Origin of the sequence: Bradyrhizobium sp. PMVTL-01, from assembly GCF_051861855.1 — a bacterium.
Lineage (GTDB): Bacteria > Pseudomonadota > Alphaproteobacteria > Rhizobiales > Xanthobacteraceae > Bradyrhizobium.
On the sequence record NZ_CP193982.1, the window covers coordinates 392,058 to 418,766 of the forward strand.

General features: G+C 64.8%; 21 protein-coding genes. 16 read left to right on the plus strand and 5 right to left on the minus strand.

Annotation, left to right across the window (positions count from 1 at the left end; translation table 11 throughout):
- Positions 1-3 precede the first annotated feature (3 nt).
- The 3 genes from acnA (at position 4) to ACRQ5Q_RS01880 (ending at position 4,741) form a co-directional block, all read left to right on the plus strand.
- Complete coding sequence (gene acnA, locus ACRQ5Q_RS01870; protein ID WP_439372215.1) at positions 4-2,724, plus strand: aconitate hydratase AcnA; 2,721 nt, start codon at positions 4-6, stop codon at positions 2,722-2,724.
- A 232-nt stretch (positions 2,725-2,956) separates the two neighbouring features.
- Positions 2,957-3,733 carry a DUF1223 domain-containing protein gene (locus tag ACRQ5Q_RS01875; protein WP_439372214.1) on the plus strand — a complete coding sequence of 259 codons (777 nt, stop codon included), beginning with the start codon at positions 2,957-2,959 and terminating at the stop codon, positions 3,731-3,733.
- Positions 3,734-4,369: 636 nt separating this feature from the next.
- On the plus strand, positions 4,370-4,741 hold the full coding sequence (locus tag ACRQ5Q_RS01880) for a DUF2794 domain-containing protein (protein ID WP_439372213.1): 372 nt from the start codon (positions 4,370-4,372) through the stop codon (positions 4,739-4,741).
- Positions 4,742-4,758: 17 nt separating this feature from the next.
- Here ACRQ5Q_RS01880 and ACRQ5Q_RS01885 read toward each other — a convergent pair whose 3' ends face one another.
- Positions 4,759-5,289: a GNAT family N-acetyltransferase gene (locus tag ACRQ5Q_RS01885; protein WP_439395770.1), complete on the minus strand. Its 531-nt coding sequence runs from the start codon at positions 5,287-5,289 to the stop codon at positions 4,759-4,761.
- 631 nt (positions 5,290-5,920) lie between these two features.
- On the opposite strand from ACRQ5Q_RS01885, the gene ltrA reads away from it, so the two are divergent.
- Complete coding sequence (gene ltrA / locus ACRQ5Q_RS01890; protein WP_439371053.1) at positions 5,921-7,300, plus strand: group II intron reverse transcriptase/maturase; 1,380 nt, start codon at positions 5,921-5,923, stop codon at positions 7,298-7,300.
- A gap of 116 nt (positions 7,301-7,416) precedes the next feature.
- Here ltrA and ACRQ5Q_RS01895 read toward each other — a convergent pair whose 3' ends face one another.
- From ACRQ5Q_RS01895 to ACRQ5Q_RS01905, 3 genes are all read right to left on the minus strand, one after another.
- On the minus strand, positions 7,417-8,208 hold the full coding sequence (locus tag ACRQ5Q_RS01895; RefSeq protein WP_026312126.1) for a Bax inhibitor-1/YccA family protein: 792 nt from the start codon (positions 8,206-8,208) through the stop codon (positions 7,417-7,419).
- Positions 8,209-8,477: 269 nt separating this feature from the next.
- Positions 8,478-11,048, minus strand: coding sequence for an ABC transporter permease (locus tag ACRQ5Q_RS01900; RefSeq protein ID WP_439395772.1), 2,571 nt, complete (start codon positions 11,046-11,048; stop codon positions 8,478-8,480).
- Positions 11,045-11,761 carry an ABC transporter ATP-binding protein gene (locus ACRQ5Q_RS01905; protein ID WP_439372210.1) on the minus strand — a complete coding sequence of 239 codons (717 nt, stop codon included), beginning with the start codon at positions 11,759-11,761 and terminating at the stop codon, positions 11,045-11,047. Before ACRQ5Q_RS01905 ends, ACRQ5Q_RS01900 begins: the two co-directional genes overlap by 4 nt.
- Positions 11,762-11,816: 55 nt before the next feature.
- On the opposite strand from ACRQ5Q_RS01905, the gene ACRQ5Q_RS01910 reads away from it, so the two are divergent.
- From ACRQ5Q_RS01910 to ACRQ5Q_RS01965, 12 genes are all read left to right on the plus strand, one after another.
- Entirely contained in the window at positions 11,817-12,452 is a 636-nt protein-coding gene (locus ACRQ5Q_RS01910) for an arylesterase (protein WP_439372209.1), read from the plus strand.
- Between the two features lie 174 nt (positions 12,453-12,626).
- Positions 12,627-13,163, plus strand: a complete 537-nt coding sequence (gene thpR, locus ACRQ5Q_RS01915) for an RNA 2',3'-cyclic phosphodiesterase (RefSeq protein WP_439372208.1) — start codon at positions 12,627-12,629, stop codon at positions 13,161-13,163.
- Positions 13,164-13,389: 226 nt separating this feature from the next.
- Positions 13,390-14,577, plus strand: a complete 1,188-nt coding sequence (gene zapE / locus ACRQ5Q_RS01920) for a cell division protein ZapE (protein ID WP_439395774.1) — start codon at positions 13,390-13,392, stop codon at positions 14,575-14,577.
- Between the two features lie 261 nt (positions 14,578-14,838).
- A complete protein-coding gene (gene mdh / locus ACRQ5Q_RS01925; RefSeq protein WP_439372206.1) occupies positions 14,839-15,807 on the plus strand; it encodes a malate dehydrogenase in 969 nt (322 codons plus the stop codon).
- 211 nt (positions 15,808-16,018) lie between these two features.
- On the plus strand, positions 16,019-17,215 hold the full coding sequence (gene sucC, locus ACRQ5Q_RS01930) for an ADP-forming succinate--CoA ligase subunit beta (protein WP_439372204.1): 1,197 nt from the start codon (positions 16,019-16,021) through the stop codon (positions 17,213-17,215).
- Between the two features lie 4 nt (positions 17,216-17,219).
- Positions 17,220-17,699: a DUF1579 family protein gene (locus ACRQ5Q_RS01935; protein ID WP_439395776.1), complete on the plus strand. Its 480-nt coding sequence runs from the start codon at positions 17,220-17,222 to the stop codon at positions 17,697-17,699.
- Between the two features lie 36 nt (positions 17,700-17,735).
- Positions 17,736-18,620, plus strand: a complete 885-nt coding sequence (sucD, locus tag ACRQ5Q_RS01940; RefSeq protein WP_439372201.1) for a succinate--CoA ligase subunit alpha — start codon at positions 17,736-17,738, stop codon at positions 18,618-18,620.
- Between the two features lie 136 nt (positions 18,621-18,756).
- On the plus strand, positions 18,757-21,714 hold the full coding sequence (locus ACRQ5Q_RS01945; protein WP_439372200.1) for a 2-oxoglutarate dehydrogenase E1 component: 2,958 nt from the start codon (positions 18,757-18,759) through the stop codon (positions 21,712-21,714).
- Positions 21,715-21,886: 172 nt separating this feature from the next.
- A complete protein-coding gene (gene odhB / locus ACRQ5Q_RS01950) occupies positions 21,887-23,131 on the plus strand; it encodes a 2-oxoglutarate dehydrogenase complex dihydrolipoyllysine-residue succinyltransferase (protein WP_439372199.1) in 1,245 nt (414 codons plus the stop codon).
- A 55-nt stretch (positions 23,132-23,186) separates the two neighbouring features.
- Positions 23,187-23,948, plus strand: coding sequence for an SDR family oxidoreductase (locus tag ACRQ5Q_RS01955; RefSeq protein WP_439372197.1), 762 nt, complete (start codon positions 23,187-23,189; stop codon positions 23,946-23,948).
- A 57-nt stretch (positions 23,949-24,005) separates the two neighbouring features.
- Positions 24,006-25,406, plus strand: coding sequence for a dihydrolipoyl dehydrogenase (lpdA, locus tag ACRQ5Q_RS01960; RefSeq protein WP_439372195.1), 1,401 nt, complete (start codon positions 24,006-24,008; stop codon positions 25,404-25,406).
- Between the two features lie 34 nt (positions 25,407-25,440).
- The gene (locus ACRQ5Q_RS01965) at positions 25,441-25,971 is read left to right on the plus strand and encodes a hypothetical protein (protein WP_439372194.1); all 531 of its coding nucleotides are present in this window, start codon (positions 25,441-25,443) and stop codon (positions 25,969-25,971) included.
- 139 nt (positions 25,972-26,110) lie between these two features.
- Here ACRQ5Q_RS01965 and ACRQ5Q_RS01970 read toward each other — a convergent pair whose 3' ends face one another.
- Positions 26,111-26,701 (minus strand): DUF4337 domain-containing protein, encoded by a 591-nt coding sequence (locus tag ACRQ5Q_RS01970; RefSeq protein WP_439372192.1) that lies wholly within the window; start codon positions 26,699-26,701, stop codon positions 26,111-26,113.
- Positions 26,702-26,709 lie beyond the last annotated feature (8 nt).

Genomic DNA, 26,709 nt, shown 5'->3' on the forward strand with positions numbered 1-26,709 from the left:
TACATGACCTCGCTCGACAGCTTCAAATGCAAAAAGACCCTCAAGGTCGGCGCCAAGACCTATGTCTATTACAGCCTGCCCACGGCCGAGAAGAATGGTCTGAAGGGAATTTCGAAACTCCCATATTCGATGAAGGTCCTGCTCGAGAACCTGCTGCGCAACGAGGACGGCCGCTCGGTCAAGAAGGAAGACATCGTCGCGGTGTCGAAGTGGCTGCGGAAGAAGTCGCTGGAGCATGAGATCGCCTTCCGCCCCGCCCGCGTGCTGATGCAGGATTTTACCGGCGTTCCGGCCGTCGTCGACCTGGCTGCAATGCGAAACGCCATGCAGAAGCTCGGCGGCGAGCCTGAGAAGATCAATCCGCTGGTGCCGGTCGATCTCGTCATCGACCACTCCGTGATCGTGAACTTCTTCGGCGACAACAAGGCCTTCGCCAAGAACGTCACCGAGGAATACAAGCAGAACCAGGAGCGCTACGAGTTCCTGAAGTGGGGCCAGAAGGCGTTCTCGAACTTCTCCGTCGTCCCGCCGGGCACCGGAATCTGCCACCAGGTCAATCTCGAATATCTCTCCCAGACGGTCTGGACCAAGAAGGAGAAGATGACGGTCGGCAAGAAGACCGGCACCTTCGAGGTCGCCTATCCCGACTCGCTGGTCGGCACCGACTCCCACACCACCATGGTCAATGGTCTCGCCGTGCTCGGCTGGGGCGTCGGCGGCATCGAGGCGGAAGCCTGCATGCTCGGCCAGCCGCTGTCGATGCTGCTGCCCAACGTCGTCGGCTTCAAGCTGAAGGGCGCGATGAAGGAAGGCGTCACCGCCACCGACCTCGTGCTGACCGTCACGCAGATGCTGCGCAAGCTCGGCGTCGTCGGCAAATTCGTCGAGTTCTTCGGTCCGGGCCTCGACAACCTCTCCGTTGCCGACAAGGCGACCATCGCCAACATGGCGCCCGAATATGGCGCGACCTGCGGCTTCTTCCCGGTCGACGCCGCCGCGATCGACTACCTCAAGACCTCCGGCCGCGCCGCGCCGCGCGTTGCGCTGGTGCAGGCCTATGCCAAGGCGCAAGGGCTCTTCCGCACCGCCAAGTCTCCCGATCCGGTGTTCACGGAGACCCTGACCCTCGACCTCGCCGACGTCGTACCGTCGATGGCCGGTCCGAAGCGTCCCGAGGGCCGCATCGCGCTGCCGTCGGTCGCGGAAGGTTTTTCGCTCGCGCTCGGCACCGAGTACAAGAAGGCCGAGGAGCCCACGAAGCGCTTCCCCGTCGAGGGCAAGGACTTCGAGATCGGCCATGGCGACGTCGTGATCGCGGCCATCACCTCCTGCACCAACACCTCGAACCCGAGCGTGCTGATCGGCGCCGGACTTTTGGCGCGCAACGCCGCCGCCAAGGGCCTCAAGGCCAAGCCGTGGGTCAAGACCTCGCTCGCTCCGGGCAGCCAGGTCGTCGCGGGCTATCTCGCCGATTCCGGCCTGCAGAAGGATCTCGACAAGGTCGGCTTCAACCTGGTCGGCTTCGGCTGCACCACGTGCATCGGCAATTCCGGTCCGCTACCGGAGGAGATCTCGAAGTCGATCAACGACAACGGCATCGTCGCCGCCGCCGTGCTCTCCGGTAACCGCAACTTCGAAGGCCGCGTCTCGCCGGACGTGCAGGCGAACTATCTGGCCTCGCCGCCGCTGGTCGTCGCCCACGCGCTCGCCGGCAGCGTCACCAAGAACCTCGCCGTCGAGCCGATCGGCGAAGGCAAGGACGGCAAGCCGGTGTACCTGAAGGACATCTGGCCGACCACGAAGGAGATCAACGCCTTCATGAAGAAGTTCGTGACCTCGGCGATCTTCAAGAAGAAGTATGCCGACGTGTTCAAGGGCGACGCCAACTGGCGCAAGATCAAGACGGTCGAGAGCGAGACCTATCGCTGGAACATGTCTTCGACCTACGTGCAGAACCCGCCCTATTTCGAAGGCATGAAGAAGGAGCCGGAGCCGGTCACCGACATCGTCGAGGCGCGCATCCTTGCCCTGTTCGGCGACAAGATCACCACCGACCACATCTCGCCGGCCGGTTCGATCAAGCTCACCTCGCCCGCGGGCAAATATCTCAGCGAGCACCAGGTGCGTCCGGCCGACTTCAACCAGTACGGCACGCGTCGCGGCAACCATGAAGTCATGATGCGCGGCACCTTCGCCAACATCCGCATCAAGAACTTCATGCTCAAGGGTGCGGATGGAAATATCCCCGAGGGCGGTCTCACCAAGCACTGGCCCGACGGCGAGCAGATGTCGATCTACGACGCCGCGATGAAGTACCAGCAGGAGCAGGTGCCGCTGGTGGTGTTCGCCGGCGCCGAATACGGCAACGGCTCCTCGCGCGACTGGGCCGCGAAGGGCACCCGTCTGCTCGGCGTCCGCGCCGTGATCTGCCAGAGCTTCGAGCGCATCCATCGCTCCAACCTGGTCGGCATGGGCGTGCTGCCGCTGACCTTCGAGGAAGGCACCTCCTGGCAGTCGCTCGGCCTGAAGGGCGACGAGAAGGTCACGCTGCGCGGCCTCGTCGGCGACCTCAAGCCGCGCCAGAAGCTGACGGCGGAAATCGTCTCCGGAGACGGTTCGTTGCAGCGCGTTTCGCTGCTCTGCCGCATCGATACGCTGGACGAGCTCGACTATTACCGGAACGGCGGCATCCTGCACTACGTGCTGCGCAAGCTCGCGGCTTAAGCGCGAATTTGTGAACGGTGGCTCACTGCGACGTGAGTAGAAGGTTAAACGAAGGCGGCCTATCACAAGGCCGCCTTCGCGCGTTTGCGGCATGCTTTGGATGGGCCCATCCGGCGGAAAATCGGCTCGGCACGGTTTCCTGGGTGGTTGAGCAGGTCGCGCCCGTAAGACTACGGTGACCATCATTCGATAAGATTCCCCCTCCCACGAGCTTTGGTGTGCGGCGTTCGACATGACAACAATGACGGCTTCTCATCTGATTTCACGTTGGTCCGGTGCCCTCTGGTCGGGAGCACTCGGTATCTGTGCGATCGTCGCCGTCATCCGTCCCGCTCACGCCGATCCGCGCGCCGTCGTCGAATTGTTTACCTCGCAGGGCTGCTCGTCCTGCCCGCCCGCGGACAAGATCATCGGCGATCTCTCCAGCGACCCCTCGATCATCGCGCTGAGCATGCCGATCGATTATTGGGACTATCTCGGCTGGAAGGACACGCTGGCCGATTCGCGTTTCTCTGCGCGGCAGCGAGCCTATTCACGCATGCGCGGTGACCGCGAGGTCTACACGCCGCAGGTCGTCGTCAACGGCTCCACGCATGTCATCGGCAGCGATCGCGCCGGCATCGAGAGCGCGATCGGCAAGTCCGAAAAGGGCTCCGGCGTGATGAGCGTTCCGGTTACGATGTCGCTCGCGGGCAAGCAGATCAACGTGTCGGTAGCCGAAAGCAAGGAGCCGGCGGTCTCGCACGGCGAGGTCTGGATCTGCTCGATCTCCAAGTCGGTGCCGATCGCGATCAGCCGCGGCGAAAATCGCGGGCAGCAGATCACCTACCACAACGTGGTGCGCAACCTGCTCAAGGTAGGCGACTGGAACGGCCGTCCGGAAAGCTGGACCGTGCCGATCGAGAACCTCACGCGTGACGGCGTCGACGGCGCGGTGGTCTACGTCCAGGACGGCAGCCGCGAAAGGCCGGGCCCGATGCTCGGCGCGGCGTACACGTCGCTGCACTGATTCGAATTCCTCTCTCTCGTTCTCGAGCGTCGCACTCGTTCGCTCCTCATGGTGAGGAGCGCGCCCTTGCGCGCGTCTCAAACCATGAAGGGCGGCGCTGATGCAGCGGGGGGCCTCGATCCTTCGAGACGCCGCGCGAATGGCGCGGCTCCTCAGGATGAGGGGGGAGAGTCTTTCCGCTGATGTCTGGAGAGAGGGGGCGAGCCGCAAACATCCCGACACAAACAAAAAAGGACCAACTTGCGTTGGCCCTCCTTGTCGCGCGTACAGACCCGATCCTGTTCGACCCCGGGGGGCTGGGGGCTGAGGAATCCGGAACCGAAAGGACCGGGTCAACGCACATCAGCCTTTTCGCAATGCAGGGCGGCGGGCGCTGGGCGGAAAAGCGGCGAGACTAAGATTCTTGCGCACGATCCCGTGACGGTTCGTCCCGACGGAGTTCCACTCCTGCGTGTGGTGCAATTCCGCCGGTTGAGCCCCGAAACCCTCTGGAAACTCTTCGGATTTTGTCCCCGAGTTCCATCGAGAGCCCTTGCGAAGGACAGCGGTTGGCGCGATCATGCAACTGTCATGATCCGCGGTTCCGGGGACGATTTTCGCGGACGTGGTCATGTTGTGCGAGGAGGAGGCGCTCCCATGAGCCTGATGCCGGAGGATGCCGATCCGAGCGGGCAGCGTGCGGCGGCGCGTCCCGCCGCTGCGAACGCGCAGTCGAGCCGGGTGACCTTCAACCGACTCGAGCTGCATCGTATTCTCAATCTCTATGGCCGCATGGTTGCCGACGGCGAGTGGCGCGACTACGCCATCGACTTCCTCAGGGATCGCGCGGTGTTCTCGGTCTATCGCCGCGCCTCGGAAGTGCCGATCTATCGCATCGAGAAGGACCCGCGCCTGGCGCGCAAGCAGGGCATGTACAGCGTGATCTCGGCCACGGGCCTGATCCTGCGCCGCGGCCACGAGCTCGAGCGCGTGCTGCTGGTGATCGATCGCAAGCTGGCGGTGGTGTAGCGGCCTACGGGACTACCCTACTTCCCCGGCACCGTCTTCGCGCCCTCGCCGAGGTCGCGCTGCATCATCACGGTGTCCAGCCAGCGCCCGAATTTCAGCCCGACATTGGGATGCGTGCCGATCATCTTGAAGCCGCCCCTGGTGTGCACGCCGATCGAGCCCGCATTGGCGGAATCGCCGATCACCGCGATCATCTGGCGGAAACCGCGCGCCTCGCATTCGGTGATCAGCCGCTCCAGCAGCTTTGACCCGACGCCACGGCGGTGGAAGGAGGGATCGAGATAGATCGAGTTCTCCACGGTGAAGCGATAGGCCGGCCGTGGCCGGTAGGCGCCGGCATAGGCATAGCCGGCCACGCGCCCGTCGAGGATCGCGACGAAATAGGGATAGCCGCCATCGACCAGTGCGCGGTAACGGCGCGTCATCTCGGCAAGGTCGGGCGGGTCCAGCTCGAACGTCGCCGTGCCCTCGCGGACGGCCTGCTGGTAGATGGCGGTGATGGCGGGGAGGTCGGCCTCGGTCGTGGGCCTGATTTCAGGTGCGGACATGGGGCGGGAGGATAGAGCCTTCGTCCGACTGCTGGAAGGGGCAACAGTGCCTCCAACTCGTCATTGCGAGCGCAGCGAAGCAATCCGGAAATGCATCCGCGGAGAGACTCTGGATTGCTTGTGCGCCAGGCAAGCTGGCGTGGTCCAACCGGTGGAAGTCCGGTCCGGGTAAGCGGTAGCGAGCGCCCGGTAGTGAGTGTTGCGTGGCCGTCGGCAACGGCGGCTGCGAAGCGTACACAACGATGCTGTGGGGTGGGCTATTGAGCCGCGAAAGACAGAAACTCGCAGAGGCCGAGCCGGTAAGCAACGTCGAAGGCAACATGTGCGGCGCCGTTATGCGAGGCGCTGACGCTCTGCCGTGGTCGAAGACCCCATCACGCAGCAAAGGACCGCGTCGGAACCTGGGAGGTCCCGCATCTGACCGATGGCAACATGCCCCCAAGGTCCGCATCGGGAAGGCGAGGAGCCAAAGCCGATGACGAACGGATGCGGGAAGTCGGACGCGGCCGTAGTAGCGTCGAAGCCTGCGAACGAAGCGGAGCGATCCGCGGAGGAGTTGGTGGAGCGAAGGGCCGCGACCAAGGGGAATGCGGACCAGCAAAGCACGCCCCGGACGCCGAGCCGGACAAGCGTGACACAGGCGTTGGAACGCATACGGCGAACTGCAAGGGAAAGGAAGAAGGAGAGGTTCACTGCGCTGCTTCACCACATCACGCCTGAACTGCTCGAGGCGGAGTTCTTCGCGCTGAAGAAGCATGCCGCGCCGGGTGTGGACGGAATGATGTGGCGGGACTACGAGCAAGACCTCAAGGCCAATCTTGAGGACCTGCATGCTCGTGTTCACCGGGGAGCGTACCGGCCGCAGCCGTCGCGGCGGGTCCATATCCCGAAGCAGGATGGGCGGCAGCGACCGCTGGCGATTGCGTCCCTCGAGGACAAGATCGTTCAGCGGGCAACCGCTACGGTGCTCAACGCGATCTACGAGGAGGACTTCCTCGGGTTCTCGTATGGGTTCCGGCCCGGGCGCAGCGCGCACGATGCGATGGATGCGCTGCTGGTCGGAATCGAGAGCCGGCGGGTGAACTTCATTGTTGACGCCGATATCCGCTCGTTCTTCGACATGGTGGACCAGGAATGGCTCATCCGCTTCGTCGAACATCGGACCGGCGACCAGCGTATCATCCGTCTGATCCGCAAATGGCTCAAGGCGGGTGTTCTCGAAGAAGGAACGGTCAGGGTCAGCGAACAGGGGACGGCACAAGGGGCGGTGATCTCGCCGCTGCTTGCCAACATCTACCTGCACTATGCCCTCGATCTGTGGGCCGAACGCTTCAGACGGCGCGAGGCCGCGGGTGACATGATCATCGTGCGCTACGCTGACGACTTCATCGTCGGCTTCGAGCATGAGAATGAGGCCCGGCACTTCCTCGAAGAATTGCGCAAACGGCTGCAGGAGTTCGCGCTGTCACTGCACCCTGAGAAAACCCGGCTGATCGAGTTCGGACGTCATGCGGAGGACAACCGCAGGCGGCGCGGGCTCGGCAAGCCGGAGACCTTCAACTTCCTCGGCTTCACCTTCATCTGCAGCCGATCCAAGCAAGGCAAGTTCCAGATCAGGCGCAAGTCTCGCAAAGACCGCATGCGGGCGAAACTGCAAGCCGTGAAGCAGGGAATGCGACGGCGTATGCACCAGTCGGTGCTCGAACAGGGCAAATGGCTGCGGCAGGTCGTTACCGGGTACTTCAACTACCACGCGGTACCGACCAACAGCCGAGCGCTCAGCGCCTTCCGCTACTTCGTCACCGAACAATGGAGGCGGATGCTTCGGCGCCGCAGCCAGACTGACGGGACCACGTGGCAGCGGGTCGCGCGGCTTGCCTCCGACTTGCTCCCCAAGCCACAAATCCTCCATCCTTGGCCCCGAACACGCTTCACCGCTACTCACCCGAGGTGGGAGCCGTATGCGGGAAAGCCGCACGTACGGATCTGTGCGGGGGGCGCCCAGCAATGAGCGTCCCTACCGCGACCGCTGCACTCACAATGACGGTGTTTGTGGCTGCTACCGGGGCGCAAACAAAAACCCCGGCCGCGCGGCCGGGGTTCGTGTCGTTCTCTCGGGTCTATCGCTCAGTCGCGCTGGCCGAGGAGCTGCAGCAGCAGCGTGAACAGGTTGATGAAGTTCAGGTACAGCGACAGTGCGCCGGTGATGGCCGCACGCTCTGCGATGTCACCGCCGGCCGAGGCGTAGCCGTAGATGTAGTCGTTCTTCAGCCGCTGCGTATCCCAGGCGGTGAGGCCCGCGAACACCAGCACGCCGACCACCGACACGATGAACTGCAGCATCGAGCTCGCCAGGAACAGGTTCACCAGGCTCGCGATGATGATGCCGATCAGGCCCATGAACAAAAATGAGCCCATGCCGGTCAGGTCACGCTTGGTGGTGTAGCCGTAGAGGCTGAGCGCACCGAAGGTCGCCGCGGTGATGAAGAACACCCGCACGATCGAGGTGTGGGTGAACACCAGGAAGATCGACGACAGCGAGATGCCCATCAGCGCCGAGAACACCCAGAACAGGATCTGGGCGGTCGAGGGGGCGAGGCGGTTGATGCCCGCGGAGATCACGAACACCATCGCCAGCGGCGCGAGCATGAACAGCCACTTCAGGGGGCTGACGAACATCGCGTAGCCGAACGGCGTCAGGAACAGCTTGCCGACGCGAACGGCGTCCGCCGTCGGGACGTCGGTCACGGCGGCCATGTAGACGCCGAGCGCGGCCAGGCCCGTGATGGCGAGGCCAATGCTCATGTAGTTGTAGATGCGCAGCATATAAGCGCGCAGGCCGGCATCGACCGTCGCGGCGTCGACACGCCCGGCGGCCCTGCCGAAGGGAGAAGCGTAGTTACGGTCTAGGTCCGACATGGTCGAATTCCCGTTGGTTGGCCGGTCCGGCATGAGGGTCGCCATGCCGCCGGTTCGTCAAACTCTATCTCGGATACCGCTGCCTGCCGACTAAATTTTGGCTAACAATCGGGGCTCCGAACCCATTCGATATGTGGGAAACTAACACATCCGCTGCAACCGTCCACGCGCGGCTGAATGTCGCCCTTGGCTGCAATCCCGACGGGCGGACGTGGTTAATCGCAGGAATCGTGCGATTTCGCACCCGCGCGGCCGCCCGCTACCATTTGTCACAAATTTCGCAACACCGTGGCGGGCTTTTTGTTCAACGCCAGCAGCGTGCCGGCCAGCCCGAGCCCGACCGTGACGACCAGGGCGGCCGCCACCACGCCGGCCGCGCTGCCGGCCTGCCAGACGAAGCTGAGCGTCATCAGCCGCGTCACGATCATCCAGGCCGCGATGCTGCCGGCGATCACGCCGAACACCGCCGTGGCGAGCCCGATCAGGAGGTATTCGAGCGCATAGGCGCCGAGCAGCCGCAGCCGGGTCGCGCCCAGGGTCTTCAGGATTACCGCATCGTAGACCCGGTGACGGTGGCCGGCGGCGAGCGCCCCGCCCAGCACCAGGATCGCCGAGATCAGGGTCACGGCGCTGGCGCCGCGGATCGCCAGGGCCAGATTGGTCACGACCGAGCCGACCGTCTCCATCACCTCGCGCACGCGCACGCTCGTCACCATGGGGTAGGCGTCGGCCACCTGCTTGATGATCTTGCCGTCGCCGGCGGCGTCGCCGCCCGCCTCGGTCAGCGTCGCGATGTGGGTGTGGGGGGCGCCCCTGAAGGCGTTGGGCGAGAACACCAGGACGAAATTGATGCCCATCCCCTGCCAGTCGATGTTGCGCAGATTGCTGATCTTCGCCGGGATGTCGCGGCCGAGCACGTTGACCACGACCTCGTCGCCGAGCTTGAGGCCGAGCCCGTCGGCGATCTTCTTCTCCATCGAGACCAGCGGCGGGCCGGAATAGTCCGCGCTCCACCACTCGCCTTCGACCACCTTGGAGCCCTTCGGCATCTCGGCCGTATAGGTCAGGCCGCGGTCGCTCTGCAGGACCCATTCGGAATCGGTGGTGGGCTTGAGCTCCTCGGCCCGCACGCCGCGCGCGGCGACGATGCGCCCGCGCAGCATCGGCACGTCCTCGACCTTCGCGCCAGGGGCGATCTGGCGCAGATAGCCGTCGAACCGCTCGGCCTGCGTGCTCGGGATGTCGATGAAGAAGAACGACGGCGCCCGGTCGGGCAGCGCCGCGAGGAACTGCCGGCGCAGATTGCCGTCGATCTGGGTGATGGTGACGAGCACGGCGAGCCCGAGACCCAGCGACAGCACGACCGAGGGCGTCAGCGCGCCCGGCCGGTGGATGTTGGCGATCGCAAGCCGCAGCATCGGCAGCCGCGTCCGCGGCAGCCGCCGCGTGGTTGTCATCAAGAGGGCGGCGATGCCGCGCAGCAGGGCGAACACGACGACGGAGGAGGCCACGAACACGGCGGCGATGCGCTTGTCGAACGAAAGCCCGATCACGACCGCGACGAGCAGGACGATCACGACGCCCATGAACAGGAGGTAGCTCGCCCGCGGCCGGTGCCATTCGGAGCTGATGGTGTCGCGAAACAGCGCCGCTACCGGCACGTCGTGCACGCGCCCGAGCGGCCACAGGCCGAAGGCGAGCGCGGTGAGCAGGCCGTAGACGAAGGACAGCGCGAGCTCGTCTGCATGCACGGCCGGCACCACCGGCAGCGGCAGCAGCTTGCCGAACAGCCCGACGATGGCGAACGGCATGGCGGCGCCGAGCGTAAGCCCGATCACGGACCCGATCGCGGCCAGCAGGATCACTTGCGCCAGATAGATGCCGAACACGTCACGGCCGGTGGCGCCGACCGCCTTGAAGGCGGCGATCACCTCGAGCTTGCGGTCGATATGGCTCTTCACTGCATTGGCGACGCCGACGCCGCCGACCAGCAGCGCGGCGAGGCCGACCAGCGTCAGGAACTGCGTGAAGCGGTTGATGTTGCGCTCCAGCTGCGGCGAGGCATTGGAGCGGCTGCGGATCTCCCAGCCGGCCTGCGGCGCGGCGTTGCGCGCGTCTGCGATGAAGGCCTCGGTGGCGCGCTCGCTGTTGGCGGTATCGGGCAGCTTCACCCGGTAGACCCAGCGCACCAGGCTGCCGGGCTGGATCAGGCCGGTGGCGCGCAAGGCATCCTCGCTGATCAAAAAGCGCGGGCCGAAGCCGATGCCGCCGGCGAGCTTGTCGGGCTCGGCCTCGACGGTCGAGCGGATCTGGAAGGTCGCAGATCCAATGGTGACGCGGTCGCCGGCCTTGAGCGAGAGGCGTGCCAGCAGAGTCGGATCGGCGGCGGCGCCGAATGCGCCGTCGTGCTCGGCGAGCAGATCGGACATCGCCAGCTGTGGCGCCAGTGTCAACTGCCCCAGCATCGGATAGGTGCCATCGACCGCCTTCATCTCGACCAGCGCCAGCTTGCCGTCGGCCGAGCGCGCCATGCCGCGCAGGGTGGCGGCGGTCGAGACGGTGCCGCGCGAGCGCAGGAACGCGACCTCGTCGGGCTTGGCCTCGCGCTGAAACAGCACGAACGAGACGTCGCCGCCGAGCAGCGTGCGGCCCTCGCGGGCGAGGCCGTCGGACAGGCTCGCCGAGACGGAGCCGACGCCGGCGATCGCCATCACGCCGAGCGCGATGCAGGCGATGAAGACGTAGAAGCCGCGCAGGCCCCCGCGCAATTCGCGCAGCGCATAGCGCAGCGACAGTGCGACGGCGTTCGGCTTCGCGAACGGTTCGGCAGCAGCGCTCATGCGGGCGCGGACTGCGTGTCGATGCGCCCGGAGCGCAGACGGATGACGCGATCGCAGCGATGCGCCAGCGAGGAATCGTGCGTCACCAGCACCAAGGTCATGCCGCGCTCGGCATGCTTGGTGAAGAGCAGGTCGACGATCTGCTTTCCGGTGGCTTCATCGAGATTGCCGGTCGGCTCGTCCGCGACCAGGATGGCGGGATCCGGCGCCAGCGCGCGCGCGAGCGCGACGCGCTGCTGCTCGCCGCCGGAGAGCTGGCTCGGATAATGATGCAGGCGATCCCCGAGGCCGACCGATTGCAGCTCCTCCGCCGCGCGCTTGCCGGCGTCCGGATTGCCGGCGAGCTCGAGCGGCACGGCGACGTTCTCCAGTGCCGTCATGGTCGGGATCAGATGGAACGACTGGAAGACGATGCCGACCTGGCGGCCGCGGAAGCGGGCCAGCGCGTCCTCGTCGAGGGCATTGAAAGGCGTGCCATTGACCACCACCTCTCCGCTATCAGGACGCTCCAGCCCCGCCATCAGCATCAGCAGCGTGGATTTGCCCGACCCTGACGGGCCGATCAGACCGATCGTCTCGCCCGAGGCGACGCGCAGGCTGATATCCTTGAGGATGTGAACGCGCGCCGCGCCCGTGCCCAATGAGAGATTGACGTTGGAGATGGCGATGGTGTCCATCGCGGTCGTGGCGAGCGAAGAGGAATAGGTGTCCATGGTCCGGTCATATGGCAACTCCGATAGCGCGGTCGAGAGGCGTTACGGATTGTTCATGCACATAGCCGTGTTGGTGCTCGCCTTCATGACAATTGCGAACCCGGCCGGGGCGGACGCGACAAAGCCGGTCAAGCTTGTCGTTCTCGGCGATTCCTTGAGCGCCGGGCTCGGCCTCCCGGCCCGGGAGGCGTTTCCCCAAAAGCTCCAAAAAGCCTTGCAGGACAAAGGCATAGCGGTCGACATGACCAATGCCGGGGTGTCGGGCGACACCGCCTCCGGCGGCCGCGACCGGCTCGACTGGTCGGTCCCCGATGGAACCGATGGCGTCATCGTCGAACTCGGCGCCAACGACGCGCTGCGCGGCATCGATCCCGCCCTGACGCGCACGGCGCTGACCGACATCGTGCAGCGGCTCAAGGCGCGCAAGATTCCGGTGATGCTGTGCGGCATGCTGGCGCCGCCAAATTACGGGGCCGACTACGCAGCGCGCTTCAATTCGATTTATCCGGATCTGGCCAAGGAATTCGGAGTGCCGCTCTATCCGTTCTTCCTCGCGGGCGTCGCAGCCGACGCCAAGCTCAACCAGGCCGACGGCATCCATCCGACCGCGGCGGGCGTCGACATCATCGTCGGCAACATCATGCCCATGGTGGAGGCATTCATTGGCACGATAACCGAGCAACGGCGTTGAAAAGCAGGCAGCGCTAACCCTAATTCCCAGGGTTTTCCCGGGGTTGGGCGCGCGAAGCTTCGCAGAGTCACACAACTGCGATAGGAATCAGGTTACCGGTGATTCGTCGCCGGCTCTAATTTGGATATGGTCCTCGCCTCGAGGGCCGTGCCCAAGCATCGGGAGTGCGAAACGATGCCGCGTTTGTTCACTGGTCTGGAAATTCCGGCCGACATCGGCCAGTCGCTTTCCAATCTTAGGGGCGGCCTTCCCGGCGCCCGGTGGATCGATCCCGAAAATTATCACGTCACCCTGCGCTTCATCGGCGATATCGACGGCGTCTCCGCCAACGAGATCGCCTCGATGCTGTTTCGCGTCGACCGCAAGCCGTTCGAGGTGAAGGTGCAAGGGCTGACCAGCTTCGGTGGCCGCAAGCCGCGCGCGGTGGTCGCCACCATCGCGCCGAGCAAGCCGCTGATGGAATTGCAGGCCGAACTCGAGCGCATGATGCAGCGGATCGGCCTCGATCCGGAGGGACGCAAGTACATCCCGCACGTGACGCTGGCGCGGTTGCACGACGCTTCCGACCGCGACGTCGCCGACTATCTGTCGCTGCGCGGCTACTTCCCGAGCAAGGCCTTCACCGCCGAACGTTTCGTGCTGTTCTCCTCGCGCGCATCGACGGGCGGCGGCCCCTATGTCGTCGAGGACGCCTACGAACTCTGTGAGTAGCTCTTCACCTCTCCCCGCTGGCGGGGAGAGTCGGATCGCTCTTGCGATCCGGGTGAGGGGCTACAGGTCCTTCGATGGATCTCATACGCGGATAGAACCCACCCCGACCCTCTCAGAGCGAACGAAGTTCGTCACGGGCCAGAACGGGCGAGGGAGAAGAAGCGCGCATACCCCGTCCACCATTTCACGGCTTGCAATTTCCGCCCATCTCTGGCCGTAAGGGGCCATGCTCTCCACCGAAAACTCCTCATTCCGCGAGGCATACCAGGCCGAGATCGCATCGGGCGCGATCGAGCCCGATGCTGCGCAGGCCGAGGTCGCCGAGGCCTATGCGGCGCTCGACCAGCGGCTCGCCGCTTACAAGCCCGCGCGCAAGCAAGGGCTGCTCAGCCGCCTGTTCAGCAGCAGCGACAAGGACGAGGCGCCGCGCGGGCTCTACATCCATGGCGAGGTCGGCCGCGGCAAGACCATGCTGATGGACCTGTTCTTCCAGCACTCCTCGGTCGAGCACAAGCGCCGCGCGCATTTCCACGAATTCATGGCGGATGTGCATGAGCGCATCTACGAATATCGCCAGAGCATCGCGCGCGGCGAGATCGCCGACGGCGACGTCATTGCGCTGACGGCGACGGCGATCTTCGAGGAGAGCTGGCTGCTCTGCTTCGACGAATTCCACGTCACCGACATCGCGGACGCGATGATCCTGGGACGCCTGTTCGCAAAACTGTTCGAGCTCGGCACCGTCGTGGTCGCGACCTCGAACGTCGCGCCCGACGATCTCTACAAGGGCGGCCTGAACCGCTCGCTGTTCCTGCCCTTCATCAAGCAGATCACCGACCACATGGACGTCGCGCGGCTCGATGCGCGCACCGACTTCCGGCTGGAGAAGCTGCAGGGCGTGCCGATGTGGCTGACACCGGCCGATGGCGATGCGGATGCCGCGCTCGACCGCGCCTGGTCGAAGATGTCAGGCGGCGCCAAATGCAGATCGCGCGACATCTCGATCAAGGGCCGCATCCTGCACGTGCCGTGCTCGGCGCACGGCGTGGCACGGTTCTCCTTCGCCGATCTCTGCGAGAAGCCGCTCGGTGCATCCGACTACCTCAGGCTGGCGCACGACTATCACACCATCCTGGTCGACCATATTCCAGTGATGGACTTCTCCCAGCGCAACGCCGCCAAGCGCTTCATCACGCTGATCGATACGCTCTATGACAATGCCGTGAAGCTGATGGCCTCGGCCGATGCCAACCCGATCTCGCTCTACCTCGCCACCGAGGGCAACGAGGCCATGGAGTTCAAGCGGACGGCGTCGCGCCTGATCGAGATGAGCTCGGAATCCTATCTGGCGCTGGCTCACGGCCGCAAGGATTCCACTGCCAGCGGCTCCACCAAGGGCCTGGTGGAGACTTAAGTCCTATTCCATCATCTTCGCCGGCGTCATTCCGGGGCGCGACAAAGTCGCGAGCCCGGAATCCCATCGCGCCGCCCCACTCTGCCGCCCGATGGATTCCGGACCTGCGCCTGTCGGCGCATCCCGGAATGACGGAAGGGTATGCTGGCTGCCATCGCGCCCAGCCCGACAAATGGGCATTCGCCGACTTGAACGCGGGAAGCGAAAGGGATAACCACCCATCAGTTTTCCCTCCTTCGGATGTCTAAAGGACAGGTTCACATGGCGCGCGACAAGATTGCTTTGATTGGCTCCGGTCAGATCGGCGGAACGCTGGCTCATCTCATCGGCCTGAAAGAACTGGGCGACGTCGTGATGTTCGACATCGCCGAGGGCGTGCCGCAGGGCAAGGCGCTCGACATCGCGCAGTCCTCGCCCGTCGACGGCTTCGACGCCCGCTACGCCGGCGCGAACTCCTACGAAGCGCTCGACAACGCCAAGGTCTGCATCGTCACCGCCGGCGTGCCGCGCAAGCCCGGCATGAGCCGCGACGACCTCCTCTCCATCAACCTCAAGGTCATGGAGCAGGTCGGTGCCGGCATCAAGAAGTACGCCCCTGACGCCTTCGTCATCTGCATCACCAACCCGCTCGACGCGATGGTCTGGGCCCTGCAGAAGGCGAGCGGCCTGCCGCACAAGAAGGTCGTCGGCATGGCCGGCGTGCTCGACTCGGCGCGCTTCCGCTACTTCCTGGCCGACGAATTCAACGTCTCGGTCGAAGACGTCACCGCCTTCGTGCTCGGCGGCCACGGCGACACCATGGTGCCGCTGGTGAAGTACTCCACCGTCGCCGGCATTCCGCTGCCCGACCTCGTCAAAATGGGCTGGACCTCGCAGGCGCGCCTCGACGAGATCGTCGACCGCACCCGCAACGGCGGCGCCGAGATCGTCAATTTGCTCAAGACCGGCTCGGCCTTCTACGCCCCCGCCGCTTCCGCGATCGCGATGGCCGAGAGCTACCTGAAGGACAAGAAGCGCGTCCTGCCCTGCGCCGCGTACCTGAACGGCGAATACAGCGTGAAGGACATGTATGTCGGCGTGCCCGTCGTGATCGGCTCCAAGGGTGTCGAGCGCGTCGTCGAGATCGAACTCGCCGGCAAGGACCGCGAGGCCTTCGACAAATCGGTCGGTGCCGTGCAGGGCCTGGTCGATGCCTGCAAGAAGATCGCACCCGATCTTCTCGGCCGCTAAGGCTCCAACAATACCCCGCCGAAGATCGAAAAACCGGTCTTCGGCGGTTTCAATTCCGGGACCCCGCTGCCGGGCGGGTTCCGTCCAAGCCGTCCAGATCTCGATCGATGTCAAAGAATCCGGGTTGCAGTTCCTGTGGTATATGGTATGCCAGACACAAGACTGAGGTGGGCCCAAGAGGTCACCGCCCGCGGGTTCAGGGAGCGACCATATGAATATCCATGAATATCAGGCCAAAGCGCTGCTGGGTGAGTTCGGCGTGCCGATCTCCAAGGGCGTGCCGGTCCTCAAGGCGGCCGACGCGGAAGCCGCCGCCAAGGCGCTGCCCGGTCCGGTCTGGGTGGTGAAGAGCCAGATCCATGCCGGTGGCCGCGGCAAGGGCAAGTTCAAGGAAGCCTCGGCGGGCGACAAGGGCGGCGTCCGCATCGCCAAGTCGGCCTCGGAAGTCTCCGAGTTCGCCAAGCAGATGCTGGGCGCCACGCTGGTGACGGTGCAGACCGGCCCTGCCGGCAAGCAGGTCAACCGCCTCTATGTCGAGGACGGCTCGGACATCGACAAGGAGTTCTACCTCTCAATCCTGGTCGACCGCGAGACCTCGCGCGTCTCCTTCGTCGTCTCGACCGAAGGTGGCGTCAACATCGAGGACGTCGCGCACAACACACCTGAGAAGATCGTGACCTTCTCCGTCGATCCCGCCACCGGCGTGATGGGCCATCACGGCCGCACGGTTGCGAATGCGCTGAAGCTCTCCGGCGATCTCGCCAAGCAGGCGGAAAAGCTCACCGCGCAGCTCTACGCCGCCTTCGTCGCCAAGGACATGTCGATGCTGGAGATCAACCCGCTGGTCGTGACCAGGCAGGGCCAGCTCCGCGTGCTCGACGCCAAGGTGTCGTTCGACGACAACGCGCTGTTCCGTCACCCCGAGGTCCTCGCGCTGCGCGACGAGACCGAGGAAGACGCCAAGGAGATCGAGGCCTCCAAGTACGACCTCAACTACGTCACCCTCGACGGCAACATCGGCTGCATGGTCAACGGCGCCGGACTTGCCATGGCGACGATGGACATCATCAAGCTCTACGGCATGGCCCCGGCGAACTTCCTCGACGTCGGCGGCAGCGCCAGCAAGGAGAAGGTCGCGGCCGCGTTCAAGATCATCACCGCCGATCCGAACGTGAAGGGCATTCTGGTCAACATCTTCGGCGGCATCATGAAGTGCGACGTGATCGCCGAGGGGGTCACGGCTGCGGTTCGTGAAGTCGGCCTCAGCGTGCCGCTGGTGGTCCGCCTCGAAGGCACCAATGTCGAGCTCGGCAAGAAGATCATCCGTGAATCCGGACTGAACGTGGTGCCGGCCGACAATCTCGACGACGCCGCGCAGAAGATCGTGAAGGCCGTCAAGGGAGGCTGAGGCCATGGCCCAGGACCATCTCGCCACATCATCTCCGCTCCCCGAGCACGCGCGCCTCGCCGCGTTCGCGGGCGAATGGGATGGTGAGGAGATGGTCTTCCCGTCGCGCTGGACGGCGGGCGGGCCGGCCACCTCTCGCGTCGTCGCGCGCATGGACCTGAATGGATTTTATCTGATCCAGGACGCGGTCCAGATGCGCGACGGCAAGCAGAGCTTTGCCACCCACGGCATCTTCACCTTCGATCGCGACGACCGGACCTACAAATTGTTCTGGTACGATTCGCTCGGCTACACGCCGCCCTCGCCCGCTTCCGGCGGATGGGTCGGCAAGACCCTGACGCTGGTGCGCGGCTCGCTCCGCGGCAATGCGCGCCATGTCTACGAGATCATCGACGACAATTCCTACTCGTTGAAGATCCAGTTCTCGCCGGACGCGGAAGGCTGGACTGACGTCCTCACCGGCGTCTACCGCCGCATCCACTGACCCCCTCACTCTGTTAGTTTCGCGAAAGCAGACCTCATGTCCATCCTGATCGACAAGAACACCAAGGTCATCTGCCAGGGCTTCACCGGCAAGAACGGCACCTTCCACTCCGAGGCCGCGATCGCCTACGGCACCAAGATGGTCGGTGGCACCTCGCCGGGCAAAGGCGGCTCGACGCATCTGGGCCTGCCGGTGTTCGATACCGTGCGCGAGGCGCGTGAGAAGACCGGCGCCGACGCCTCGGTGATTTACGTGCCGCCGCCTGGCGCGGCGGATGCGATCTGCGAAGCCATCGACGCCGAGATCCCGCTGATCGTCTGCATCACCGAAGGCATTCCGGTCTTGGACATGGTCCGCGTCAAGCGCTCGCTGACCGGCTCCAAGTCGCGCCTGATCGGGCCGAACTGCCCGGGCGTCATGACCGCCGGCGAGTGCAAGATCGGCATCATGCCGGCCAACATCTTCAAGACCGGCTCGGTCGGCATCGTCTCCCGCTCCGGCACGCTCACTTACGAAGCGGTGTTCCAGACCTCCCAGGAAGGGCTCGGCCAGACCACCGCGGTCGGCATCGGCGGCGACCCGGTCAAGGGCACCGAGTTCATCGACGTGCTCGAAATGCTGCTGGCCGACCCCAAGACGGAATCGATCATCATGATCGGCGAGATTGGCGGTTCCGCCGAGGAGGACGCTGCCCAGTTCCTCAAGGACGAGGCCAAGCGCGGCCGCAAGAAACCGATGGTCGGCTTCATCGCCGGCGTCACCGCCCCTCCCGGTCGCCGCATGGGACATGCCGGCGCGATCATCTCAGGCGGCAAGGGCGACGCAGGTTCCAAGACCGAAGCGATGAAATCGGCAGGGATTACAGTGTCCCCGTCGCCCGCCCGCCTCGGACACACGCTTGCCGAAAAGTTGAAAGGGTAATTCATTTCTTCGTGCTTTTCCGGGCGAAGTTTCGCAGCAAATAGGGTAAAGGGTGCCTGTCGCGTCGAGCCCTGTCGGGAAGCTCGGCGCCAGCGCCGTTTGTTATGCGCGAACCGAAATCGCCAGGAACTCAAGTATGTCTCGCCAGGACGCGAACGCAGCCTTTGCCCTGTCATCCTTTTTGCAGGGCACCAACGCCACCTACATCGACGAAATCTACGCCCGCTATGAGCAGGACCCGTCCTCGGTCGACGCCGAGTGGCAGGAGTTCTTCAAGAGCCTCAACGACCAGCCCGCCGACGTCCGCAAGAACGCCGAGGGGCCGTCCTGGGAGCGGGACAACTGGCCGCTGACGCCGAAGGACGAGCTCACGTCTGCCCTCGACGGCAATTGGGCGGAAGTCGAGAAGGCGGTCGGTGCCAAGATCGCCTCCAAGGCGCAGGCCAAGGGCGCCGACGTCTCCTCCGCCGACGTGCTTCAGGCGACGCGCGACTCGGTCCGCGCGCTGATGCTGATCCGCTCCTACCGCATGCGCGGCCACTTCCATGCCAAGCTCGATCCGCTCGGCATCGAAGCCCAGCGCAACCGCGAAGAGCTCGATCCCCGCACCTACGGCTTCAGCGAAGCCGATTTCGACCGCAAGATCTTCCTCGATCACGTGCTCGGCCTCGAATACGGCACGCTGCGCGAGATCACGGCGATCTGTGAGCGCACCTACTGCCAGACGCTCGGCGTTGAGTTCATGCATATCAGCAATGCCGCGCAGAAGGCCTGGATCCAGGAGCGCATCGAGGGACCCGATAAGGAGATCTCGTTCACTCCCGAAGGGCGCCGCGCCATCCTGACGAAGCTGATCGAAGCCGAGGGTTTCGAAAAGTTCTGCGACACCAAGTTCACCGGCACCAAGCGCTTCGGCCTCGATGGCGGTGAAGCGCTGATCCCCGCGCTCGAGCAGATCATCAAGCGCGGCGGCAATCTCGGCGTGAAAGAAATCGTGCTCGGCATGCCGCATCGCGGCCGCCTCAACGTGCTGACCCAGGTGTTGGGCAAGGCCCATCGCGCCCTGTTCCACGAATTCAAGGGCGGCTCGGCCAACCCCGACGCGGTCGAAGGCTCGGGCGACGTCAAGTACCACCTCGGTGCCTCCTCGGACCGCGAGTTCGACGGCAACCGCATCCATCTGTCGCTCACCGCCAACCCCTCGCATCTCGAGATCGTCGATCCCGTGGTGCTCGGCAAGGTCCGCGCCAAGCAGGACCAGCACGGCGATCCGCCTGATATGCGCATCTCGGTGATGCCGCTCTTGATGCACGGCGACGCTGCGTTCGCCGGCCAGGGCGTGGTCGCGGAGTGCTTCGGTCTCTCTGACCTGAAGGGCTACCGCACCGGCGGCTCGGTGCACTTCATCGTCAACAACCAGATCGGCTTCACCACCTATCCGCGTTACTCGCGCTCCTCGCCCTATCCGTCGGATGTGGCGAAGATGATCGATGCGCCGATCTTCCACGTGAACGGCGACGATCCGGAAGCCGTCGTGTTCGCCGCCAAGGTCGCGACCGAATTCCGTCAGAAGTTCCACAAGCCGGTCGTCATCGACATGTGGTGCTATCGTCGCTACGGCCACAACGAGGGCGATGAGCCGGCGTTCACCCAGCCGGTCATGTACAAGCGGATCGCCGCCCATCCCTCGACCCTCACTCTCTATGCCAAGCGCCTGATTGCCGAAGGCGTGGTCACCGAGGGTGAAGTCGACAAGCAGAAGGCCGACTGGCGCGCGCGGCTCGATGCCGAGTTCGAGGCCGGCACCTCCTACAAGCCGAACAAGGCCGACTGGCTCGACGGCAAGTGGTCCGGCTTCAAGATCGCCGACCAGGAAGAGGATGCACGACGCGGCGTCACAGGCGTCGACATCGCCACGCTGAAGGATATCGGCCGCAAGATCACCAAGGTGCCTGACGGCTTCCGCGTTCACCGCACCATCCAGCGTTTCCTCGACAACCGCTCCAAGGCGATCGAGACCGGCACCGGCATCGACTGGGCAACCGGCGAGGCGCTGGCGTTCTGCTCGCTGCTCAACGAAAACCATCACGTCCGCCTGTCCGGGCAGGATTCGGAGCGCGGCACCTTCTCGCAGCGCCACTCCGTCCTGATCGACCAGGAGGACGAGAGCCGCTACACCCCGTTCAACCATCTCGGCCACGAGCAGGGCCATTACGAGGTCATCAACTCGCTGCTGTCGGAAGAAGCGGTGCTCGGCTTCGAATACGGCTACTCGCTCGCCGAGCCGAACACGTTGACGCTGTGGGAAGCCCAGTTCGGCGACTTCGCCAACGGTGCGCAGGTCGTGTTCGACCAGTTCATCTCTTCGGGCGAGCGCAAATGGCTGCGCATGTCCGGCCTCGTCTGCCTGCTGCCGCACGGCTATGAGGGCCAGGGTCCGGAGCACTCCTCGGCGCGCCTCGAGCGTTACCTGCAGATGTGCGCGGAAGACAACATGCAGGTGGTCTATCCGACCACGCCGGCGAACTATTTCCACGTGCTGCGCCGGCAGCTGCATCGCGAGATCCGCAAGCCGCTGATCATGATGACGCCGAAGTCGCTGCTGCGTCACAAGCGGGCGGTGTCGCGTCTCGAGGAGCTCGCGAAGGGAACGACCTTCCACCGCATCCTGTACGATGACGCCCAGATGCTGCCGAACGAAGCCATCAAGCTCGTTCCGGACGAGAAGATCCGCCGCATCGTGCTGTGCTCCGGCAAGGTCTACTACGACCTCTACGAGGAGCGCGAGAAGCGCGGCATCGACGACATCTACCTGATGCGCGTCGAGCAGCTCTATCCGGTGCCGCTGAAGGCGCTGGTGGCCGAGCTGTCGCGCTTCAAGAAGGCCGAGATGGTGTGGTGCCAGGAAGAGCCCCGCAACATGGGTGCCTGGCACTTCATCGAGCCCTATCTGGAATGGGTGCTGAACCAGGTGAACGGCGCGAGCCGGCGTCCGCGTTATGTCGGCCGCGCCGCTTCCGCCGCGACCGCTACGGGTCTGATGTCCAAGCATCAGGCTCAGCTGAAGGCGTTCCTGGACGAAGCACTGAGCTGAACTTTTTGAACTGCGTCATGCCCCCCCTTGTGCGCAACCAGCGCACCGGAGCGGGGCATCCAGTCGTCGTGACGTGAGTGCGAACGTCCCGGCTTGCTGGAAGGCCGGCTTTCCGCCGGCCGATGACACCTGAATTCATGACTGCTACCGGCGATCCCTTAAGGAAGAGACCATGACTGAAATTCGTGTGCCGACGCTCGGCGAATCCGTCACCGAGGCTACCATCGGCCGCTGGTTCAAGAAGGCCGGCGATCCCGTCGCCGTCGACGAGCCCTTGGTGGAGCTCGAGACCGACAAGGTCACCATCGAGGTCCCCGCGCCCTCCGCGGGCACGCTGAGCGAGATCATCGCCGCCGATGGCGCGACGGTTGCCGTGGGTGCGCTGCTCGGTCAGATCACCGACGGTGCCGGCGCCGCCAAGCCCGCCGCTGCTCCCGCCAAGCCTGCCGCCGCGCCCGCTCAGGCTGCTGCGGCCCCGGCGGCTGCCGCCGCTGCCGCGAAGGCGCCGCCGGTCGATGCGCCGCTCGCTCCGTCCGTACGCAGGCTGTCGGCCGAGACCGGTATCGACGCTTCGACCGTTCCCGGCTCCGGCAAGGATGGCCGCGTCACCAAGGGCGACATGTTAGCTGCGATCGAGCGTGCTGCCTCCGCACCGACGCCGGTCAACCAGCCCGCCGCCGCCGTGCAGGTGCGCGCGCCGTCGCCGGCCGACGACGCCGCCCGCGAAGAGCGCGTCAAGATGACCCGCCTGCGCCAGACCATCGCGCGCCGCCTCAAGGACGTGCAGAACACCGCGGCCATGCTCACGACCTTCAACGAGGTCGACATGACCAACGTCATGGCGCTGCGCGCCCACTACAAGGACGCGTTCGAGAAGAAGCACGGCGCCAAGCTCGGCTTCATGGGCTTCTTCACGAAGGCCGTCGTGCAGGCGCTGAAGGACGTCCCGGCAGTCAACGCCGAGATCGACGGCAGCGACCTGATCTACAAGAACTACTATCACATCGGCGTCGCCGTCGGCACCGACAAGGGCCTGGTCGTGCCCGTGGTGCGTGACTGCGACCAAAAGTCGATCTCCGACATCGAGAAGAGCATCGCCGATTTCGGCCGCCGCGCCCGTGACGGCCAGCTCAAGATCGACGAGATGCAGGGCGGCACCTTCACCATCACCAATGGCGGCATCTACGGCTCGCTGATGTCGACCCCGATCCTGAACGCGCCGCAGTCGGGCATTCTCGGCATGCACAAGATCCAGGAGCGGCCGATGGTCGTCGGCGGCAAGATCGAGATCCGCCCGATGATGTATCTGGCGCTGTCCTACGATCACCGCGTCATCGACGGCAAGGAAGCCGTCACCTTCCTGGTTCGCGTCAAGGAGAGCCTTGAAGATCCGGCGCGGCTGGTGCTGGACCTCTGATCCCTGATGCTCTGCGAGCGCCGTCGCTCTGTCGTGCGACGGCGCGTGTCGAACCATGGAGGCGCGCGTGACGGATAAAGTCGTTGTCATCACCGGCGGCGGCCGCGGCATCGGCCGTGCGACCGCGATCGCGGCGGCCGCGCGCGGCTTTCGCGTCGTGGTCGGCTATGCCAGCAACAAGACGGCGGCCGACGAGGTGGTCGCGCAGATCGAGGCGAGCAACGGCAAGGCCATCGCGGTGAAATGCGATGTCGCCGAGGAAAGCGACATCCTCAACCTGTTCCAGGAAGCGGACAGGTTCGGCACCCTCGGCGCGCTCGTCAACAATGGCGGCATCGTCGGCAAGAGCGGCGTGCGCGTCGACGAGATGTCGGCCGAACGCATCCAGCGCGTGATGGCGGTCAATGTCACTGGCTCGATCCTCTGCGCACGCGAGGCGGTGAAGCGGATGTCAACCAAGCACGGCGGCAAGGGCGGCGTCATCGTCAACCTGTCGTCGGTTGCTGCGAGGCTCGGCGCCCCCAACACCTATGTCGATTATGCCGCGTCCAAGGGCGCGGTCGATTCCTTCACCGTCGGTCTGGGCTACGAGGTCGCGAACGAAGGCATCCGCGTCGCCGCGATCCGTCCCGGCCTGATCGACACCGAGATTCACGCCGCCGGCGGCGAGCCGGACCGCGCCCATCGTCTGGCCCACATGGTGCCGATGAAGCGCGTCGGCACCGCCGACGAAATCGCCAATGCCATCGTCTGGCTGCTGTCGGACGAGGCCTCCTACGTCACCTCAGCCATTCTCGATGTGTCCGGCGGACGCTGACGCGCCGCGCGGACGCTGACACATCCTCGTCACGCTAAACCTACGGGACTTTCTCTCATGGCTACCTACGATCTCGTCGTCATCGGCACCGGACCGGGCGGTTATGTCTGCGCAGTGCGCGCGGCCCAGCTCGGCATGAAGGTCGCCGTGGTCGAAAAGAACGCAACGCTCGGCGGCACCTGTCTCAATGTCGGCTGCATGCCGTCCAAGGCACTGCTGCATGCGTCCGAGATGTTCGAGGAAGCCGGGCATTCTTTCGCGAAGATGGGCGTGTCGGTCTCCGCGCCGAAGCTCGATCTTCCCGCGATGATGAACTTCAAGCAGCAGGGCATCGACGGCAACGTCAAGGGCGTCGAGTTCCTGATGAAGAAGAACAAGGTCGACGTGCTCAAGGGCACCGGCAAGATCTTGGGGACGGGCAAGGTCGAGGTCTCCGCCGACGGCAAGTCGCAACTTGTCGAGACCAGGAACATCGTGATCGCCACCGGCTCCGACATCGCGCGCCTGAAGGGCATCGAGATCGACGAGAAGCGCATCGTGTCCTCGACCGGCGCGCTGTCGCTGGAGAAGGTGCCCGGCAGATTGCTGGTCATTGGCGCCGGCGTGATCGGGCTCGAGCTTGGCTCGGTGTGGCGCCGGCTCGGATCCGAGGTCATGGTGGTCGAATTCCTCGATCGCATTCTGCCCGGCATGGACGGCGAGGTCGCCAAGCAATTCCAGCGCATCCTTGAAAAGCAGGGATTCGCATTCAAGCTGGGTTCGAAGGTCACCGGCGTCGAAGCGAACAGCAAGGCATTGCTCGCGAAGATCGAGCCGGCTGCGGGCGGTGCCGCCGAGACCATCGAGGCCGACGTCGTTCTGGTCTGCATCGGCCGCACGCCCTACACGGACGGGCTCGGCCTGAAGGAAGCCGGCGTTGCGCTCGACCCGCGCGGCCGCGTGCAGATCGATCCGCATTTCGCCACCAGCCTGAAGGGCGTCTATGCCATCGGCGACGTCGTCGCCGGCCCGATGCTCGCCCACAAGGCCGAGGACGAAGGCGTTGCGGTCGCCGAGATCATCGCCGGTCAGGCCGGCCACGTGAACTACGACGTGATCCCGGGCGTCGTGTATACCACGCCGGAAGTGTCCTCTGTCGGCAAGACCGAGGAGGAGCTGAAACAGGCGGGCACAGCCTATACCGTCGGGAAGTTTCCCTTTACCGCCAACGGCCGCTCCAAGGTCAACCAGACCACCGATGGCTTTGTGAAGATTCTCGCAGATGCGAAGACCGATCGCGTGCTCGGCGTGCACATTATCGGCCGTGAAGCCGGCGAAATGATCCATGAAGCCTGCGTTCTCATGGAGTTTGGTGGCAGTGCGGAAGATCTCGCGCGGACCTGCCACGCCCATCCGACCCGCTCGGAGGCCGTCAAGGAGGCCGCGCTTGCGGTCGGCAAGCGGGCCATCCATATGTAGGCGCGTGCCCAGCGACGAATCGGGCGGGAAACACATGCTGCGCCGCCTTCTGCAACCGGTCTGGGTCCTGCTTGCGATCGTCTTCCTGATCGAAGCCTGGCTGTGGGACCACCTCGAACCGATCGTCGCGCGGGTTGTCGCAGCCATCCCGCTCGCACGTTTCAAGCAATGGCTGACGGAGCGTGTCGACGCGCTGTCGCCGGCCATGACGCTGATCGTGTTTGCGGTCCCGATCATTCCGCTGTTTCCGCTCAAGCTGGTCGGCCTGTGGCTGCTCACGCACGAGTACTGGACCAGCGCGGTCTTCACGATGGTGTTCGCAAAGCTCGCCGGCGTCGGCGTCACCGCCTTCGTGTTCGACGTCACGCGCGACAAGCTTTTGGAGATGCCCTGGTTCGAGCGGATCTACGATCTCGTGCTGAAGGTGCGCGCCAAGGCGCACGGGCTGGTCGACCCGATCAAGCGCCGCATCCGCGAGCTGGTCGCCGGTAACGGCGAAGGCTGGTCCGCCCGCACGCTGCGTTTGATCCAGCGCTTCCGCAAGAGCGTGCACGAAGCGCGCTAGCTGCGCTGCCAGAGGCACGCGCCTCTATCCTCTCATTGCGAGCGCAGCGAAGCAATCCAGAGTCTTTCCCCGGAGGCAGTCTGGATTGCTTCGTCGCAAGGGCTCCTCGCAATGACGCGATGAGAACCCTGCCTCAGCCCTAATGCAGATGCAGCAGATGCGGCCACCACAGGCCGAGGGCGGTCATGATCAGGCCGGCGAGCGTCAGCACGCCGCCGACATAGGCCAGCGCGATCATGCCGGTGATGATGGTGGCGGACGCCAGCACGATGCCGATCTGGAAGGCGGCGGATGCGAGTTCGAAGTGGTGGTACTTCGCGGTCGCCTCGTCGCGCTCGTGCTCGGCATGCTTGGCCTTCTCGGCGAGCTGCTCGGTGCCTTCGCCGGTCTCGGGCTCGGAGCGGTAGCGCGCCGCGGTCTTGGTCCAGTCGTCGACCTGCTTCTGCACGGTCGCCTTCAGGGTATCGTCGGTGGTACCGGCCAGCGTGAGCTTGCCCTGCTCGGCTGCGGTCACGACCACGGTGCGGCGGATGCTCTTGGCCTGGAAAAACGCCCAGAGATTGGCGGCCTCGACGTTCTTGCTGATCGATTCGGTCTGGGCGCCCTTGCCGAGCGTCTCCGAGATCGCAAGGAACAGCGCCAGCACGGCGATCAGAAGGGCGATCTTCTTGTTCGAGCCGGAGGCGTGCTCGGCGTGCTCGGCATGCTCCATGCTTTCATGTGCGCTCATGTTACCTC

Excerpts from the sequence above, each read along its gene's own strand:
- acnA (WP_439372215.1), top strand. The coding sequence starts at position 4 with ATGACCTCGCTCGACAGCTTCAAATGCAAAAAGACCCTCAAGGTCGGC.
- ACRQ5Q_RS01875 (WP_439372214.1), top strand. The coding sequence starts at position 2,957 with ATGACAACAATGACGGCTTCTCATCTGATTTCACGTTGGTCCGGTGCC.
- ACRQ5Q_RS01880 (WP_439372213.1), top strand. The coding sequence starts at position 4,370 with ATGAGCCTGATGCCGGAGGATGCCGATCCGAGCGGGCAGCGTGCGGCG.
- ACRQ5Q_RS01885 (WP_439395770.1), bottom strand. The coding sequence starts at position 5,289 with ATGTCCGCACCTGAAATCAGGCCCACGACCGAGGCCGACCTCCCCGCC.
- ACRQ5Q_RS01895 (WP_026312126.1), bottom strand. The coding sequence starts at position 8,208 with ATGTCGGACCTAGACCGTAACTACGCTTCTCCCTTCGGCAGGGCCGCC.
- ACRQ5Q_RS01900 (WP_439395772.1), bottom strand. The coding sequence starts at position 11,048 with ATGAGCGCTGCTGCCGAACCGTTCGCGAAGCCGAACGCCGTCGCACTG.
- ACRQ5Q_RS01905 (WP_439372210.1), bottom strand. The coding sequence starts at position 11,761 with ATGGACACCTATTCCTCTTCGCTCGCCACGACCGCGATGGACACCATC.
- ACRQ5Q_RS01910 (WP_439372209.1), top strand. The coding sequence starts at position 11,817 with ATGCACATAGCCGTGTTGGTGCTCGCCTTCATGACAATTGCGAACCCG.
- thpR (WP_439372208.1), top strand. The coding sequence starts at position 12,627 with ATGCCGCGTTTGTTCACTGGTCTGGAAATTCCGGCCGACATCGGCCAG.
- zapE (WP_439395774.1), top strand. The coding sequence starts at position 13,390 with ATGCTCTCCACCGAAAACTCCTCATTCCGCGAGGCATACCAGGCCGAG.
- mdh (WP_439372206.1), top strand. The coding sequence starts at position 14,839 with ATGGCGCGCGACAAGATTGCTTTGATTGGCTCCGGTCAGATCGGCGGA.
- sucC (WP_439372204.1), top strand. The coding sequence starts at position 16,019 with ATGAATATCCATGAATATCAGGCCAAAGCGCTGCTGGGTGAGTTCGGC.
- ACRQ5Q_RS01935 (WP_439395776.1), top strand. The coding sequence starts at position 17,220 with ATGGCCCAGGACCATCTCGCCACATCATCTCCGCTCCCCGAGCACGCG.
- sucD (WP_439372201.1), top strand. The coding sequence starts at position 17,736 with ATGTCCATCCTGATCGACAAGAACACCAAGGTCATCTGCCAGGGCTTC.
- ACRQ5Q_RS01945 (WP_439372200.1), top strand. The coding sequence starts at position 18,757 with ATGTCTCGCCAGGACGCGAACGCAGCCTTTGCCCTGTCATCCTTTTTG.
- odhB (WP_439372199.1), top strand. The coding sequence starts at position 21,887 with ATGACTGAAATTCGTGTGCCGACGCTCGGCGAATCCGTCACCGAGGCT.
- ACRQ5Q_RS01955 (WP_439372197.1), top strand. The coding sequence starts at position 23,187 with ATGGAGGCGCGCGTGACGGATAAAGTCGTTGTCATCACCGGCGGCGGC.
- lpdA (WP_439372195.1), top strand. The coding sequence starts at position 24,006 with ATGGCTACCTACGATCTCGTCGTCATCGGCACCGGACCGGGCGGTTAT.
- ACRQ5Q_RS01965 (WP_439372194.1), top strand. The coding sequence starts at position 25,441 with ATGCTGCGCCGCCTTCTGCAACCGGTCTGGGTCCTGCTTGCGATCGTC.
- ACRQ5Q_RS01970 (WP_439372192.1), bottom strand. The coding sequence starts at position 26,701 with ATGAGCGCACATGAAAGCATGGAGCATGCCGAGCACGCCGAGCACGCC.